The 16,174-nt window shown below is 64.4% G+C and carries 12 protein-coding genes; 3 read left to right on the forward strand and 9 right to left on the reverse strand.

All coding sequences use genetic code 11. From position 1 onward, the window contains the following. Nucleotides 1-4: 4 nt before the first annotated feature. The 9 genes from hyi to C7G41_RS09895 form a co-directional block, all read right to left on the reverse strand. A complete protein-coding gene (gene hyi / locus C7G41_RS09855) occupies nucleotides 5-790 on the reverse strand; it encodes a hydroxypyruvate isomerase (RefSeq protein ID WP_106942388.1) in 786 nt (261 codons plus the stop codon). An 11-nt stretch (nucleotides 791-801) separates the two neighbouring features. After that, entirely contained in the window at nucleotides 802-2,592 is a 1,791-nt protein-coding gene (gene gcl, locus C7G41_RS09860; RefSeq protein WP_106942389.1) for a glyoxylate carboligase, read from the reverse strand. A 153-nt stretch (nucleotides 2,593-2,745) separates the two neighbouring features. Next, entirely contained in the window at nucleotides 2,746-4,548 is a 1,803-nt protein-coding gene (locus C7G41_RS09865; protein ID WP_106942390.1) for an adenine deaminase, read from the reverse strand. Nucleotides 4,549-4,633: 85 nt separating this feature from the next. Then, nucleotides 4,634-5,434 carry an NYN domain-containing protein gene (locus tag C7G41_RS09870; protein ID WP_106942391.1) on the reverse strand — a complete coding sequence of 267 codons (801 nt, stop codon included), beginning with the start codon at nucleotides 5,432-5,434 and terminating at the stop codon, nucleotides 4,634-4,636. A gap of 51 nt (nucleotides 5,435-5,485) precedes the next feature. Then, nucleotides 5,486-6,985, reverse strand: coding sequence for a tripartite tricarboxylate transporter permease (locus C7G41_RS09875; protein WP_027517005.1), 1,500 nt, complete (start codon nucleotides 6,983-6,985; stop codon nucleotides 5,486-5,488). After that, nucleotides 6,985-7,470, reverse strand: a complete 486-nt coding sequence (locus C7G41_RS09880) for a tripartite tricarboxylate transporter TctB family protein (RefSeq protein ID WP_106942392.1) — start codon at nucleotides 7,468-7,470, stop codon at nucleotides 6,985-6,987. Before C7G41_RS09880 ends, C7G41_RS09875 begins: the two co-directional genes overlap by 1 nt. Beyond that, nucleotides 7,467-8,435, reverse strand: a complete 969-nt coding sequence (locus tag C7G41_RS09885; protein ID WP_106942393.1) for a tripartite tricarboxylate transporter substrate binding protein — start codon at nucleotides 8,433-8,435, stop codon at nucleotides 7,467-7,469. The genes C7G41_RS09880 and C7G41_RS09885 overlap by 4 nt, the downstream gene beginning before the upstream one ends. A 102-nt stretch (nucleotides 8,436-8,537) precedes the next feature. Then, complete coding sequence (locus tag C7G41_RS09890; RefSeq protein ID WP_106942394.1) at nucleotides 8,538-9,380, reverse strand: IclR family transcriptional regulator; 843 nt, start codon at nucleotides 9,378-9,380, stop codon at nucleotides 8,538-8,540. Nucleotides 9,381-9,517: 137 nt separating this feature from the next. After that, nucleotides 9,518-11,647, reverse strand: a complete 2,130-nt coding sequence (locus C7G41_RS09895; protein ID WP_106942395.1) for an acetate--CoA ligase family protein — start codon at nucleotides 11,645-11,647, stop codon at nucleotides 9,518-9,520. Between the two features lie 349 nt (nucleotides 11,648-11,996). Between C7G41_RS09895 and C7G41_RS09900 the strand changes: the two genes are divergently transcribed. From C7G41_RS09900 to frc, 3 genes are all read left to right on the forward strand, one after another. Continuing rightward, nucleotides 11,997-12,689: a GntR family transcriptional regulator gene (locus C7G41_RS09900; protein WP_197031202.1), complete on the forward strand. Its 693-nt coding sequence runs from the start codon at nucleotides 11,997-11,999 to the stop codon at nucleotides 12,687-12,689. Nucleotides 12,690-12,768: 79 nt separating this feature from the next. Then, nucleotides 12,769-14,502, forward strand: a complete 1,734-nt coding sequence (oxc, locus tag C7G41_RS09905) for an oxalyl-CoA decarboxylase (protein ID WP_106942397.1) — start codon at nucleotides 12,769-12,771, stop codon at nucleotides 14,500-14,502. Nucleotides 14,503-14,567: 65 nt separating this feature from the next. After that, the gene (gene frc / locus C7G41_RS09910; RefSeq protein WP_106942398.1) at nucleotides 14,568-15,845 is read left to right on the forward strand and encodes a formyl-CoA transferase; all 1,278 of its coding nucleotides are present in this window, start codon (nucleotides 14,568-14,570) and stop codon (nucleotides 15,843-15,845) included. Nucleotides 15,846-16,174 lie beyond the last annotated feature (329 nt).

Raw genomic sequence — 16,174 nt, forward strand, 5'->3', positions numbered from 1 at the left:
TTCCTCAGGTCTCGAAAGTCTGCGCGGCGTGCCAGGACAGGCCTTCCACCGTGGTGGTGCGCGGCTTGTATTCGCAACCGATCCAGCCGCGATACCCGATCGCGTCGAGATGGCGGAACAGGAAGGGATAGTTGATCTCGCCGGTGCCAGGCTCGTGGCGACCGGGATTGTCGGCGAGCTGGATGTGCGCGATCTGCGGGAGATATTCCTGCATCGTACGGGCGAGATCGCCCTCCATGATCTGCATGTGATAGATATCGTATTGGACAAACAGATTGTTGGAGCGCACCTCGGAGATCAGCTGCAGGGCCTGCTCGGTGCCGTTGAGGAAGAAGCCGGGAATGTCGAGCGTATTGATCGGCTCGACCAGAAGCTTGATGTTCTCCCGCGCCAGCGTCGAGGCGGCGAAGCGCAAATTCCCGACCAGCGTCTCGTTGAGCTCGCGCGGATCGGCATCGACAGGCGCGATGCCGACGAGACAGTTGAGCTGCTCGCAATCGAGCGCCTTGGCATAGTCGATGGCGCGAAACACGCCGTCCCGGAACTCGCTGACACGATCCGGCAGGATCGCGATGCCGCGCTCGCCCGCCGCCCAATTGCCGGCCGGCAGATTGTGCAGCACCTGTGTCAGCCCATGGCTGTCGAGTTGCTCGCGCAGCTGCGCCTTGTCGAAATCATAAGGGAAGAGGTACTCGACCCCGCCGAAGCCCGCCGCTTTGGCCGCGGCGAAGCGGTCCACGAACGGCATTTCGTTGAAGAGCATGGTGAGATTGGCGGCAAATTTCGGCATGATGCTGCTCCCTATTCCGCTGGCTGCAGCACGCCGGGCCGCACTGTCGCGACCTCGTCGAGCGGCAGATCCAGCACCTCCTCGAATTCGACGATGTTGTCGATCTCGGTGCCCATCGCGATGTTGGTGACGCGTTCGAGGATGAATTCGACCACCACGGGCACGCGGTGCTTCGCCATCAATTCGCGCGCGGTCGCGAACGCGGCCTGCGCGTCCTTGGGATCGGTGACGCGGATCGCCTTGCAGCCGAGCCCCTCAGCGACGGCAACGTGATCGACGCCGTAGCCGCCGAGCTCGGGCGCGTTGATGTTCTCGAAGGAGAGCTGGACGTGATAGTCCATGTCGAAGCCGCGCTGTGCCTGGCGGATCAGGCCGAGATAGGAATTGTTCACGACGACGTGGATGTAGGGCAGATTGAATTGCGCCCCGACCGCGAGCTCTTCGATGAGAAACTGGAAATCGTAGTCGCCCGAGAGCGCGACGATATCGCGATCCGGACACGCCGCGCGGACGCCGAGCGCCGCGGGTAGCGTCCAGCCGAGTGGTCCCGCCTGCCCGGCATTGATCCAGTTGCGCGGCTTGTAGACGCCCAAGAACTGCGCGCCGGCGATCTGCGACAGGCCGATCACGGTGACATAGGTGGTGTCGCGGTCGAACGCCTTGTTCATCTCCTCATAGACGCGCTGGGGCTTGATCGGGACGTTGTCGAAATGGCTCTTGCGCAACATTGTCTTCTTGCGATCGCGGCACGCCGCTGGCCACGCCTGGCGCTCGCGCAACCTGCCTGACCGGCGCCACTCCCTGGCGACGGCGACGAACAGTTCGAGAGCGGCCTTCGCGTCCGAGACGATGCCGAGATCGGGATTGAACACGCGCCCGATCTGGGTCGGCTCGATGTCGACATGCACGAAGGTGCGACCCTTGGTGTAGGTCTCGACCGAGCCGGTGTGGCGGTTGGCCCAGCGGTTGCCGATGCCCAGCACGAAATCGGATTCGAGCATGGTGGCATTGCCGTAGCGGTGGCTGGTCTGAAGACCGACCATGCCGGCCATCAGCACGTGGTCGTCGGGGATGGCTCCCCACCCCATCAGCGTCGGCACGACCGGCACGTTGGTGATCTCGGCAAACTCGACCAGAAGGTCGGACGCGTCGGCATTGATGACGCCGCCGCCCGCGACGATCAGCGGCCGTTCGGCCGCGTTGAGCATCTCCAGTGCCTTCTCGACCTGCTTGCGCGTGGCGGTCGGCTTGTAGACCGGCAGCGGCTCATAGGTCTCGTCGTCGAACTCGATCTCGGCGAGCTGCACGTCGAGCGGCATGTCGATCAGGACCGGGCCGGGCCTGCCCGAGCGCATCACATGAAACGCTTGGCTGAACACGCGGGGCACCAGTGCCGGCTCGCGCACCGTCACCGCCCATTTAGTCACGGGCTTTGCGATCGACTCGATGTCGACGGCCTGGAAATCTTCCTTGTAGAGTCGCGCCCGCGGCGCCTGCCCGGTGATGCACAGGATCGGGATGGAATCGGCGATCGCCGAATAGAGCCCGGTGATCATGTCGGTGCCCGCCGGCCCCGAGGTTCCGATGCAGATGCCGATATTGCCGGCCTTGGCCCGCGTGTAGCCCTCGGCCATGTGCGAGGCGCCCTCGACATGGCGCGCCAGGATATGGCGGATCGAGCCGCGCTTCTTCAGCGCCGAATAAAGCGGATTGATCGCGGCCCCGGGAACGCCGAAGGCCGTCGAGATGCCTTCCTTCTCCAGAATTCGCACGGCAGCATCGATGGCTCGCATCTTCGCCATATCGGACCTCGCTTGAGTTGCATTGGCTCGAGCGAGATCATCGGGCCCGCGAGGGCTGCACTCAACGAGATCGATTTTATTTTCCACGATGCGGCAGCCGTGGAAAAATCGCGGCGGCTTCAGTCAGTTAGGTCGAGACACGCGTGAAAGCGATCACTCGAACAGCGGCGCCAGCTCCATCTGCGGCACCAGCACGAGGCCCTTGTCGGTGATGCGAATTTCCGGAATGACCGATAGCGGAATCAGATTGAAGCCCATGTAGGGGATGGTGCAGCCCGCCTCCGCCCATTCCTTCTTCAAGACCTTGACCTCCTCGGCCACCTCCGTGACGCGCTTGTCGGACAAGAGCCCAGCGATCGGCAGCGCCACCAGCGCCCTCACCTTGCCGTCGGCGACGACACAGACGGCGCCCTGGTGCTCCTTGATGGCCGAGATCGCCACCTGCATGTCGGCCTCGTTGGTTCCTGCAACGATGATGTTATGGCTGTCGTGCCCGACGCTGGAGGCCACCGCCCCGCGCTTCAGGCCAAAATCCTTCAACAGGCCGTAGGCGACGTTGCCGGCGGATTTGCCGTGACGCTCGACCACCGTGACGAAGCACAGGCCGTAGCGGGCGAACAGTGAGGGCCAGTCTTTTGCGGGCTCGAGCGCGATCTTCTCGTGGATCAGCGTGATGCCGGGCAGCGCCGTCTTGATCGCGTTGACGATGCAGGCTTTCGCCGGAAGCGCCGGCGTCAGCTTGACCTTCTCGGGCAGCTTCACGGTCGCATAGGCCGCCTTCGGGTATTGATAGCGCTGCGACAGCGCCTGATCGAGCTTCGGCGTGATCTTGCGGTTCTCGACCACGAGATCGCCGCCATACCAGGTGCATTGCGGTTTCAGATCGTCGTCCATCAGCACCAGATCGGCGCGGCGCCCGCCGCCGAGCCCGCCGATATCGCTGTCCATGTTGAAGCGCGTCGCGCCATGCAGGGAGCCCATCGACCAGGCCTGCTCGGGCGACACCCCCGCCTTCACGGCTTCGCGCACCACCCAGTCGAGGCCGAACAGCAGGAGATCATCGGCGTCGCGGTCGTCGGTGCACACGGCCGTGCGCTTGTGCGAAGCGCCGAGCTTGGTGATGGTGCGGATCGCCTGCGGCAGCGAGTGCCATGGCGTGGTCGGCGGTCCCCCGCGCAGGAACACCCAGACCCCGGCGTCGAGCAAATCGTCGGCGATGTCGCGGTCGATCGCCTCATGGGTGTCGGTGACGCCGGACGCCGCATAGGCCGCAACGAAGTCGCGGCCATAGACATGGCCGGACACCGGGCGCCCGCGCTTCAGGGCGGCGGCGAGGATGGCGTGGCTTCGCTCATCGCCCATGGTGACAGGCACGAAATCCATCTTCTCGCCGAGCCCGACTGCCTCCGGCCAGCGGTCGAACAGGCCGGCGATCTTGTCCGGCGTGAGGTCGCCGCCCGCGGTCTCCAGTTCCGCCGAGGTCGCCGGCACCGTGCTCGGCACAGTCAGGAAGATCGACAGCGGCGCCTCACGCGCGTCCTCCAGCATCGCCTCGACGCCGGCAACGTCCATCACGTTGCCGATCTCGTGGCTGTCGCAGAAGATCGTGGTGGTGCCGTTGAGCAGTGCCGCCTCGGCATAGGCGCAGGCCGTCACCATCGAGGATTCGATATGGATGTGCGGGTCAACCAGCCCCGGCGCGATGATGCCGCCGGCGGCGTCGTAAAGCGGAACATTGCTCCAGGCCTTCTTCGCCGTCCCGGCCGGCTTCACCGCAGCTATCCGGCCACCCGTGATCCAGACCTCGCGCCCCGAATGGATGCGCTCCGAATAGGTCGAGAGCACCCGCGCGCCGGATATGACGAGGTCCGGCGCGACACGCGCCGAGGCGACATCGGCCAGACGCCGTGTCATTTCATGCAGTGGTGCGACGGCGAAGCGGGTGAGTTTGGTCATCTGGACCCTCGCGTGGCGTTAAGGCCAAGCGATGGTTACGCCCTGCGCCAAACCGGGCAAGCTCAAATATAACGGCACGCCCTGCTTACGCTTTAGGCGCCGAACCGCCTGCCGTGACCGACTTTGCAGGTCTGCGCGGGTTCCGCCTTCTTGGCGGTGGTGCGGCAGCGGGCTTGACCCGAATTCGTATCAACCGCCCCTTCGATTCATCGATCTCGAACGAATTCGTCTTTCGCACGAGGTCGCTCAGCTTGCGGGAGCCGTAGGTTCTCGAATCGAAATCGGGGGCGAGGTTGGTAAGCCCTTTTCCGACTTCCCCGAGAGAAACCCATCCGTCTTCGCTTTCCATCTGGGCGATGACTTTCTTGATCATGGGGATGGCTGCGTCAGGGGGTTGAAGTAGCGGCGACCTCGAGGCAGTGTCCTGATTGCTCGCCGCGCCGGCAAGCAGGTTCTCGGTGTAGACGAACCTTCGGCAGGCCTGCCGAAAACTTTCCGGTGTCTTCTGCTCGCCGAACCCGAAGACGTCGACGCCCTGCTCCCGGATGCGGGCCGCGAGACGGGTGAAATCGCTGTCCGACGACACCAGGCAAAAGCCGTCGAACCGGCCGCTGTGAAGCAGATCCATCGCGTCGATGACCAAGGTGATGTCGGACGCATTCTTCCCTGTCGTATAGGCGAACTGCTGCTGCGGGATGATGGCGTGTTTCGACAGGATATCGGCCCAGCCCCTCGACCTGGCATTGGAGAAATCGCCGTAGATGCGGCGAACGCTGGCCTCGCCGATCTTGGCAATCTCCTCGAACAGTCCATCGGCGATCTTTGCCGAAGCATTGTCGGCATCAATCAGGACAGCGAGACGGGGCGAACGGAGCTCGGACGGCATGACTTTCCCACGAGATGAACGTAGCATTAGAAGACGCTCGCGTCGGGATGGCTAGTCCTCGTTCGCCTTGAAGCGTCCCATCCCTTTAAGCACGAAGGGTGCCAGCAGCGCGATCAACGCCAGCGCAAGCAGCGTCGCCGAGATCGGGCTCTGGAGCAGTGTCATGGGATCGCCGAGACTGATCGCGAGCGCGCGACGCAGCTGGCTCTCGGCGATCGGGCCGAGGATCAGGCCGACCACGACGGGTGCGATCGGAAAATCGAAGCGCCGCATCAGAAAGCCGAGCACGCCGAAGCCGGCCAGCATCGACAGTTCGACCACCGACGGCTTTGCGGCGATGGTGCCCATGGTCGCGAACACGAGGATGCCGGCATAGAGCCACGGCTGCGGGATCGCCAGCAGCCGCACCCACAGGCCAACCAGCGGCAGATTGAGCACCAGCAGCATGCAATTGGCGATGAACAGGCTCGCGATCAGACCCCATACGAGGTCGGGCCGCTCGGCGAACAGCAGCGGCCCCGGGTTGAGGCCGTATTGCTGGAAGCCCGCCAGCATCATCGCGGCCGTCGCCGAGGTCGGCAATCCCAACGTCAGGAGCGGCACCAGCGTGCCCGCAGCCGAAGCGTTGTTGGCGGCCTCCGGTCCTGCGACGCCTTCGATCGCGCCCTTGCCGAATTCTTCGGGGTATTTGGTCAGCCGCTTCTCGCAGGAATAGGACAGGAAGGTCGGGATCTCCGCGCCGCCGGCAGGCAGCGCACCGATCGGGAAGCCGAACATGGTGCCGCGCAGCCACGGTTTCCACGACCGCTTCCAGTCTTCCTTGGTCATCCACAGCGAGCCGCGCACCGGCTCGAGCTTCTCCTCGGTGTGGTGGCGGCGCGATGCGACGTAGAGCGCCTCGCCCACCGCGAACAGGCCGACCGCGAGCGTCGTCACCTCGACGCCGTCGAGCAGCTCGGGCACGCCGAACGCAAGCCGCGCCTGACCGGTCAGCTTGTCGATGCCGACGAGGCCCAACGTCAGACCAATGAACAGGCTGGTCAGGCCACGGATCGGGGAATCGCCGAAGGTCGCCGACACCGTGACGAAGGCGACGCACATCAGCGCGAAATAATCCTCCGGGCCAAAGCGCACGGCGAAATCGACCAGCCACGGCGCGAGAAAGGCAAGCCCGATGGTGGCAATGGTGCCGGCGACGAAGGAGCCGATCGCGGAGGTCGCGAGCGCCGGCCCGCCGCGGCCGGCCTTGGCCATCTTGTTGCCTTCGAGCGCCGTCGCCATCGAGGCGCTCTCGCCGGGCGTGTTGATCAAGATGGCCGTGGTCGATCCGCCATACATCCCGCCGTAATAGATGCCGGCAAACATGATCAGCGAACCGCCGGGATCGAGCTTGTACGTCACCGGCAGCAACAGCGCGACCGTCAACGCTGGGCCGATGCCGGGCAGCACGCCCACGGCGGTGCCGAGGAACACGCCGATCAGGGCGTAGAGGAGATTCATCGGCTGGACGGCGACCGCCATGCCATGCGCCAGCGCGGCAAAGGTGTCCATCACAGCAGTCGCTCCAGGGGGCCGGCCGGAAGGCTCAACGTCAACAGCCGATCGAATGCAAGGTAAACGAGGGTCGACATCACGAGGGCGATGGCGGAATCAACCAGGACGGCCCGGCGCCCAAATGCCGCCGAGGTCGTGACGAACAGCGCCGACGTTGCCAGGATGAACCCACCGCCGAAGCCGATGATGGCGATCAGCAGCGCAAGGCCCGCGAGGATCAAGACAACGGGCACGGGATCGGCGCTTTCGCGCGCCGGCAGGTTACCACGCCACGCGTCGATGAAATTGCCGATCGCGAGCAGCGCGAGGCCGGAGGCGATCACGACCGGCATGGCTTCCGGCCCCATCCCGTACATCGCGGTGGATTGCAGGCCGCGCGCGTCCCAGACCAGCACCGCGGCAAGACCTGCGAGCGACGCGGCAATGACGATGCCGGCGCGGTCGACGCGCCGCGGCGGCTGGACGGGATCGCCTGTGGTCATGACTTGACCAGGCCAACTGATCTCAGCACGTCGGTCACACGTATCGTTTCCTTCTTCAGGAACTCGGCGAAGGCGTCGCCGCCGAGATAGGCATCCTCCCAGCCCTTCTGCTTGAGGATGTCCTTCCAGGCGTCCGACTTCACCATCTTCTCGACCGCGTCGCTCAGCGTCTTGCGCTGCTCCGGCGTGATTCCGGGAGGCGCGACCACCGAACGCCAGTTGGCGATCACGAGGTCGATGCCCTGCTCCTTGAAGGTCGGGATGTCGCTGCCTGGAATGCGCTTCTCCGAGGTCACGCCGATCGCGCGCAGCTTGCCGGACTTGATCTGCCCGTCATATTCGCTGAGGCCCGAAATGCCGGCGGTGACCTTCGCGCCGAGAATGGCGGCGAGCGACTCGCCGCCGCCCGAGAACGGGATGTAATTGATCTTCTTCGCGTCGGCGCCAACGGCGCCGGCGAACAATGCCGCCATCACGTGATCGACGCCGCCGGCCGAGCCGCCGGCGAAGGTCACCTTGGCGATGTCGGCCTTCACCGCCGCGGCCAGATCCTGCGCGGTCTTGATCGGCGAATTCGCCGGCACCACGATCACCTGGATTTCCTCGGTGAGGCGCGCGATCGGCGTCACCTGCTCGAGCGTAACGGGTGATTTGTTCATGGCGAGCGCGCCCACCATGACGAAGCCGTTGACCATCAGCTGGTTACCGTCACCCTTGGCGCCGTTGACGAACTGCGCGATGCCGACGCTGCCGCCTGCGCCGGGAACGTTGGTGACCTGCACGCTGCGTGCGACCCCGGCAGCGACCAGCGCCTGCTGCATCGAGCGCGCGGTCTGGTCCCAGCCACCGCCCGGCGCCGCCGGTGCCATCAGCTTGAGCTCGAGCTGCTGGGCAAAGGCCGGCGTGGCTGCCGCAAGGGTCAACGCGACGGCTGCGCGGACGAGGCGCGCGGGAAGTTGAAACATGGGGACGTCTCCGGGCTCATGCGAACGTTTGCCGCATCGTGTCGTTTGGTCGCATATCAGCCAAAACGGCCGACACTGTCCAGTGACATACCGGGTTTCCGATTAGCGGGGCGCCGGAATTGCCCCGCCGAGCGCGGCCGTCAGTTCGGCGGCAACATTCCGGACGACTTGCCCGATTTCCGGCAACCTTTGATCGGTCAGCCGGCTGGTCATGCCGGAAACCGAAATCGCCGCGAGCGGCTCGGCGCAGTCATTGTAGACCACCGCGGCAACGCAGCGCAGGCCCATGCAGGCCTCTTCATCATCCAGCGCGTAGCCTTGCTTGCGGATCTTTTCGAGCTCCTTGAACAGGTCGCTCGGCCGCACGATCGACTTCTCGGTCAGGCGGGGCATGCCGTGATGGCGGATGACGGCGCCGACATCCTCGTCGGAATAGGTCGCGAGCACCGCCTTGCCGACGCCCGACGTCACCATCGGGACGCGGCCGCCGACTTGGGTCAGCGAGCGCATGATCTCGCGGCTCTCCATGCGGGTCAGCACGATGATGAACTCGTCGTCGACCATGGCAAGATTGGCCGTCTCGCGGGTGAGATCGCGCAGCTTGCGCAAGTAGGGAATGGCCTGGGCGCTGAAATTGCGCCGCCTCGCAAAGCTCGCGCCCACCGTGAAGCTGCGCACGCCGACATGCCATTTGGATTGGGCGCGGTCGAATTGCACGAAGCGGCGGCTTTCCAGCGTCGCCAGCAGCCGGTGCACGGTCGAGGCCGACAGCCCGGTGCGAACGGCGAGGTCGCTGAGGCGATAACCCTCGTCGTCCTCGGACAATGTCTCCAGGATCGACAGCGCGCGGTCAACCGACTGCACGCCACCGTCACGCGCCTCGTGGTCGGCCTCCGACGGCGAGCGGGGCTCGAGCGGTTTACGCCGGATCACGTTCCTGCCCATCGCGACCTGCCGCTTTGGCTATCGTCATTCCGGGGCGCGCGTAAGCGCGAACCCGGAATCTCGATATCCTCAGGTGCGCAATCGCGCACTGGAGTTCGATGCCGCGCATCGCCCCGGGATGACCAGAATGATGACGCTCAGAGCAGCCCTGCCCCACGCGCCCACTTGTACTTGGCGCCCAGGACCTCGACCGGCAGCTCGGTCGAATAGGCATATGCCGGAATGCCGTTCTGGTAGAGATATTCGGCGGCCTCCTCGACCTCGACGTCGCCGGCGAGCGAGGCGACGATCGGCTTCACGAAGCCCTTGGCCTCCATCTCCTTCTTCACCTCGACCATGTTGCGGGCGAACACCATCGGCGGCGTGACGATGGTGTGCCAGTAGCCGAGGATCAGCGAATGGATGCGCTCGTCGGTCAGGCCGAGCTTCACCGTGTTGACATAGGTGATCGGCGGCTCGCCACCGGTGATGTCCACGGGATTTCCGGCCGCGCCAAACGGCGGGATGAACTTGCGGAAGGCCGCATCCAGATCCGCCGGCATCGCCATCAGCGACAGGCCGTTGTCGACGCAGGAGTCCGACAGCAGCACGCCCGAGCCGCCTGCACCCGTGATGATCAGCACGTTCTCACCTTTCGGCGTCGGCAGCACCGGCACGCCCCGCGCGAACTCGAGCAGCTGTCGCAGCGACCGCGCCCGGATCACGCCGGACTGCGCCAGGACGTCTTCGTAGATCTTGTCGTTGCCGGCGAGCGCGCCGGTGTGCGACGAGGCCGCCTTCGCACCGGCCGAGGTGCGGCCGGCCTTGAGCACGATGACCGGCTTTTTCTTGGAGACGCGCTTTGCCGCTTCCGCAAAGGCGCGGCCGTCCTTGAGGTCTTCGCAGTGCTGCGCGATCAGGTTCGTGTTCGGATCCTGCTCGAAGAAAGCAAGCAGATCGTCCTCGTCGATGTCGGACTTGTTGCCGAGGCCCACGATCGCCGACACGCCCATCTTGGCCGAACGGGAGAAGCCGATGATGGCCATGCCGATGCCGCCCGACTGCGAGGACAGCGCCGCGTGGCCCTTGACGTCATAGGCGGTGCAGAAGGTCGCGCAGAGATTGGCAGGCGTATAGTAGAAGCCGTAGATGTTCGGCCCCATCAGGCGGATGTCGTATTTCTTGCCGATTTCGACGATCTCGGCCTGGAGCTCCGGCGCGCCGGCTTCCGCGAAGCCGGACGGAATCAGGACCGCGCCGGGAATTTTCTTCTCGCCGCACTCGATGAGCGCCCCGGCCACGAACTTCGCGGGAATTGCGAACACCGCGGTGTCGATTACGCCGGGCACGTCCTTGACGCTCTTATAGGCCTTGTAGCCGAGGATCTCGGCGGCCTTTGGATGAATCGGGTAGATGTCGCCCTTGTAACCGCCGTTGATGAGGTTCTTCATCACGGAATTGCCGATCTTGCCGTCTTCGGCCGAAGCGCCGACCACGGCAACCGCCTTCGGCTGCATGATGCGGCTCATGGCCGCGACGATCTCTTCGGTCGGGCGCGGCTTCGGCTTGGGCACGTAAGCGAAGTCGACGACGATGCGGACGTCGGCCGCGATCGCGTCCTTGGCCGTGGCGAACACCGGGTTGAGATCGAGCTCGACGATCTCGGGGAAATCGGTGACGAGCTGCGAGACCTTGACGATGACATCGGCGAGCGCCGTCCGGTTCACCGGCTCGCCGCCACGAACGCCCTTCAAAATCTCATGCGCCTGGATGCCGTCGAGCATCGACAGCGCGTCCTGCTTGGTCGCGGGCGCGAGGCGGAAGGTGATGTCCTTCAGGACTTCGACCAGCACGCCGCCGAGGCCGAAGGCAACCAGCTTGCCGAACGAGGCGTCGGTGATCGACCCGACGATCACTTCGGTGCCGCCGGCCAGCATCTGCTGCACCTGGACGCCCTCGATCTTGGCGTCGGACTTGTACTTCCTGGCATTGGAGAGAATCGTCTCGTAGGCCTTCTCGGCGTCTTCGGCCGTCTTGAGGCCGACGATGACACCGCCGGCTTCGGTCTTGTGGAGAATGTCCGGCGAGACGATCTTCATCACCACTGGGAAGCCCATCGAGGAGGCCATCTTGCCGGCCTCGCCGGCCGACTTCGCCACCCCCTCCTTCGGCACCGCAATGCCGTAGGCATCGCAGACCAGCTTGCCTTCCGGCGCGGTCAGGCTGGTGCGCTTGTCCGCCTTGACCTGGTCAAGCACCTTGCGGACGGCATCTTTGGAATTGGACATGTGGCTTCTCCCTTGACCTTGGTTCTTGCGTTCTCAAAGCGCGCGCGTGTTGCGGCTGCCCGTGATGCTTTCCATTCGCCGCGCTCTGTTCCATGTCGCGGAACGGAGTGGCATAAAGCCGAGGTTACTCCGCCGGCTTGGATCACAAATGGCTGGCGATGGCATTTGGTATGCCAGAAGCCAACTTGTCAAGCTGCAGCGCACCTTAGAATGCTGCAAAAAATAGGCAGCTTGACATTCTGGTATTTGGTATGCCAAAAACTTTCTCGTTAATATTCCTGTAAAAGACGACTCCCACTGGAGGAGATTCGTCGTGTCACTGCGGAAACCAACCAAGGCGTTGCCGAACATGGCCGAGGCAGATATCGCAATCGTTCGTATTGCCCCGGAGTCGAGCTTCAAGAACAAGGCGTATGACGCCTTGAAGGAAGCCATCCTCAAGATGGACATCTACTCGACGCCCGAGCCGGTCATGCTCGACGAGCGCGCGTTGTCCGAGCGCCTGGGCGTGAGCCGCACGCCGATCCGCGAAGCCATCGCGATGCTCGAGCAGGACGGCTTCGTGAAGACGGTCCCGCGTCGCGGCATCATGGTGGTGCGAAGGACCAAGAGCGAGATCGTCGACATGATCCGCGCCTGGGCGGCGCTGGAGAGCATGGCCGCCCGCCTCATCACGGCCACGGCCCGCAAGAAAGACATCACGGCGTTGCGCGACTACTTCAAGGATTTTGGCAAGGATCGCCTGCCCGAGGATCACGTCGAGGAATATTCGCGCGCCAACATCGCCTTCCACCAGGCGCTGATCTCGCTGTCGGAATCGCCGGTGCTGGTCGATCTCACCAACGACCTGCTGCTGCACGTGCGCGGCTATCGGCAATTGACCATCGGACGCAAGGACCGCACCGCGACTTCGCTTCCCGAGCATCTCGGCATGATCGAAGCCCTGGAGGCGCGCGACACCGAGCTCGCCGAGAAGCGCGCCCGCGATCACACCCTTGGCCTTGCAGCTTACGTCGAAGCGCATGGTCAGGAACTCTTCTAGCCAGCAACGTTCACCAGAAGGGCGAGGCATCGCCCCCAAAAGCCCGAAACGGCATCTTGAGACCAGGGAGACAAGGCCCATGCTGAATACCGCGACCAAGTCCGAAGCACCGGGCACCGAGCAGGAATTGACGGATGGTTTTCATCTCGTCATCGACGCGCTCAAGCTGAACGGCATCAACACCGTCTATAATGTGCCGGGCATCCCGATCACGGATTTGGGCCGCATGGCGCAGGCGGCCGGTATTCGCATGATTTCGTTCCGCCACGAGCAGAACGCCGGCTATGCGGCGGGCATCGCCGGCTACCTCACCAAGAAGCCCGGCATCTGCCTCACCGTCTCCGCGCCCGGCTTCCTCAACGGTCTCACCGCCCTCGCGCACGCCACCACCAACTGCTACCCGATGATCCTGATCTCGGGCTCCTCCGAGCGCGAGATCGTCGACCTCCAGCAGGGCGACTACGAAGAGATGGACCAGCTCGCGATCGCCAAGCCGCTGTGCAAGGCGGCCTATCGCGTGCTGCACGCCCAGGACATCGGCATCGGTCTGGCCCGCGCCATCCGTGCCGCCGTCTCCGGCCGTCCGGGCGGCGTCTATCTCGACCTGCCGGCAAAACTGTTCGGCCAGGTGATGAACGCCGATGCAGGCCAGAAGTCGCTGGTCAAGGTGATCGACGCGGCTCCCGCGCAGATCCCCTCGCCCGCTTCGATCAAGCGCGCGCTTGATGTTTTGAAGAGCGCAAAACGTCCGCTCATCATCCTCGGCAAGGGCGCGGCCTACGCGCAGGCCGACGAGGAGATCAAAACCTTCGTCGAGAAGAGCGGCATCCCCTTCCTGCCGATGAGCATGGCCAAGGGCCTCCTCTCCGACACGCATCCGCAGTGCGCAGGCGCCGCCCGCTCAACGGTGCTGAAGGAATCCGACGTCGTGCTGCTAATCGGCGCCCGGCTGAACTGGCTGCTCTCGCACGGCAAGGGCAAGAACTGGGGCGAAGCGCCCAAGAAGTTCATCCAGGTCGACATCGAGCCCAGGGAAATGGACTCCAACGTCGAGATCGTCGCACCCGTCGTCGGCGACATCGGCTCGGTCGTCTCCGCCTTCAATCAGGCGATGGCGTCGGGCTGGACCGCTCCGCCGACCGAATGGACCAAGGCGATTTCGACCAAGCGCGAAGAGAACGTCGCCAAGATGGCGCCGAAGCTCATGAACAACAAATCGCCGATGGACTATCACGGCGCGCTCGGCGTGCTGAAGAACGTCATCAAGGATCATCCCGAGGCCATCCTCGTCAACGAGGGCGCCAACACGCTCGACCTCGCCCGCGGCGTCATCGACATGTACAAGCCCCGCAAGCGTCTCGACGTCGGCACCTGGGGCGTGATGGGCATCGGCATGGGCCAGGCCATCGCGGCGGCTCTCGAGACCGGCCATCCCGTGCTCGCGGTGGAAGGCGACTCGGCCTTCGGCTTCTCCGGCATGGAGGTCGAAACCATCTGCCGCTACAATTTGCCGATCTGCGTCGTCATCTTCAACAATGACGGCATCTATCGCGGCACCGACGTCAACGGCGCCAACGCCGATCCGGCAACGACCGTGTTCGTCAAGGGCGCGCGCTACGACAAGATGATGGAAGCCTTCGGCGGCGTCGGCGTGAACGCCACCTCTCCCGACGAGCTCAAACGCGCCGTCAACGAAGCCATGGCCTCGGGCAAGCCGACGCTCATCAACGCCGTGATCGATCCGGCCGCCGGTTCCGAGAGCGGCCGCATCGGCAACCTCAATCCGCAGAGCGTTCTGCAGAAGAAGAAGTAAGCACTCCCCTTCAACCCATAAGGTCCCTGCGGGTGCAGGGGTAGATCAGAGTACGGAGCAACACGATGACAAAAGCGCTCGAGGGCGTTCGCATTCTCGACTTCACCCACGTCCAGTCCGGGCCGACCTGCACGCAGTTGCTCGCATGGTTCGGCGCGGACGTGATCAAGGTGGAACGTCCGGGTGTGGGCGACATCACCCGCGGCCAGCTGCAGGACATCCCGAACGTGGACAGCCTGTATTTCACCATGCTCAACCACAACAAGCGCTCGATCACGCTCGACACCAAGAACCCCAAGGGCAAGGAAGTCCTCACCGAGTTGATCAAGAAGTGCGACGTGCTGGTCGAGAACTTCGGCCCCGGCGTGCTCGACCGCATGGGCTTCCCCTGGGAGAAGATCCAGGCGATCAACCCGAAGATGATCGTCGCCTCGATCAAGGGCTTTGGTCCCGGACCGTACGAAGACTGCAAGGTCTATGAGAACGTCGCGCAGTGCACCGGCGGCGCCGCCTCCACGACCGGCTTCCGCGACGGCCTGCCGCTGGTCACCGGCGCGCAGATCGGCGATAGCGGCACCGGTCTGCATCTGGCGCTCGGCATCGTCACCGCACTCTATCAGCGCACCCATTCCGGCAAGGGCCAGAAGGTGACGGCAGCGATGCAGGACGGCGTGCTCAATCTCGCGCGCGTCAAGCTGCGCGACCAGCAGCGCCTCGCCCATGGTCCGCTCAAGGAATACAGCCAGTTCGGCGAAGGCATTCCGTTCGGCGATGCCGTGCCGCGTGCCGGCAACGATTCCGGCGGCGGCCAGCCCGGCCGCATCCTGAAGTGCAAGGGCTGGGAGACCGATCCCAACGCCTACATCTACTTCATCACCCAAGCCCCGGTTTGGGAGAAGATCTGCGACGTAATCGGCGAGCCGACCTGGAAGACCGACCCGAACTACGCCAAGCCGACCGTCCGCCTGCCGCGCCTCAACGAGATCTTCGGCCGCATCGAACAGTGGACGATGACGAAGACGAAGTTCGAGGCGATGGAAATCCTCAACAAGGACGACATCCCCTGCGGCCCGATCCTGTCGATGAAGGAGATCGCCGAGGACCAGTCGCTGCGCGCGACCGGCACCGTGGTCGAGGTCGACCACCCCACCCGCGGCAAGTACATCTCGGTCGGCAACCCGATCAAGCTGTCGGACTCCCCGAGCGAGGTGGAGCGCTCCCCGCTGCTCGGAGAGCACACCGACGAGATCCTGCGCTCGGTGCTCGGCTTCAGCGACCACCAGGTCGCCGATATCCACAAGTCCGGCGCGCTCGACCCGCCGCAGAAGCAGGCCGCGGAGTAAGCGGGCTTATCTCACGACGCGAAAGGCCGCCGACTTCGGCGGCCTTTTTGTTGGCGCGCAAAGGGGGCGCATCGCACGATCGGCACGCTTGCCGCGCCGCCAAGGCTGGATTAAAGATTGGTTCGCGAGGAACAGACGCGGTGGCCGGCCGTTACTCCCTCGACCGGCGTGCTCCCGGAAATGCGAGCATGCCCGGAAATACCAGCATGCCATCTCCACAGCGAGTGCAGTACGCCTCGCAAAGAACCTGCCCCACGCTGAAGAACTGGTCGCCTTCGCTTCCGAGGATGGCAAGCCGGCCTTTCAGTTCAGGCACGGGTGGCGTCGCG

It is taken from the genome of Bradyrhizobium sp. MOS002, from assembly GCF_003020115.1.
GTDB lineage: Bacteria > Pseudomonadota > Alphaproteobacteria > Rhizobiales > Xanthobacteraceae > Bradyrhizobium.

Excerpts from the sequence above, each read along its gene's own strand:
- hyi (WP_106942388.1), bottom strand. The coding sequence starts at position 790 with ATGCCGAAATTTGCCGCCAATCTCACCATGCTCTTCAACGAAATGCCG.
- gcl (WP_106942389.1), bottom strand. The coding sequence starts at position 2,592 with ATGGCGAAGATGCGAGCCATCGATGCTGCCGTGCGAATTCTGGAGAAG.
- C7G41_RS09865 (WP_106942390.1), bottom strand. The coding sequence starts at position 4,548 with ATGACCAAACTCACCCGCTTCGCCGTCGCACCACTGCATGAAATGACA.
- C7G41_RS09870 (WP_106942391.1), bottom strand. The coding sequence starts at position 5,434 with ATGCCGTCCGAGCTCCGTTCGCCCCGTCTCGCTGTCCTGATTGATGCC.
- C7G41_RS09875 (WP_027517005.1), bottom strand. The coding sequence starts at position 6,985 with ATGGACACCTTTGCCGCGCTGGCGCATGGCATGGCGGTCGCCGTCCAG.
- C7G41_RS09880 (WP_106942392.1), bottom strand. The coding sequence starts at position 7,470 with ATGACCACAGGCGATCCCGTCCAGCCGCCGCGGCGCGTCGACCGCGCC.
- C7G41_RS09885 (WP_106942393.1), bottom strand. The coding sequence starts at position 8,435 with ATGTTTCAACTTCCCGCGCGCCTCGTCCGCGCAGCCGTCGCGTTGACC.
- C7G41_RS09890 (WP_106942394.1), bottom strand. The coding sequence starts at position 9,380 with ATGGGCAGGAACGTGATCCGGCGTAAACCGCTCGAGCCCCGCTCGCCG.
- C7G41_RS09895 (WP_106942395.1), bottom strand. The coding sequence starts at position 11,647 with ATGTCCAATTCCAAAGATGCCGTCCGCAAGGTGCTTGACCAGGTCAAG.
- C7G41_RS09900 (WP_197031202.1), top strand. The coding sequence starts at position 11,997 with ATGGCCGAGGCAGATATCGCAATCGTTCGTATTGCCCCGGAGTCGAGC.
- oxc (WP_106942397.1), top strand. The coding sequence starts at position 12,769 with ATGCTGAATACCGCGACCAAGTCCGAAGCACCGGGCACCGAGCAGGAA.
- frc (WP_106942398.1), top strand. The coding sequence starts at position 14,568 with ATGACAAAAGCGCTCGAGGGCGTTCGCATTCTCGACTTCACCCACGTC.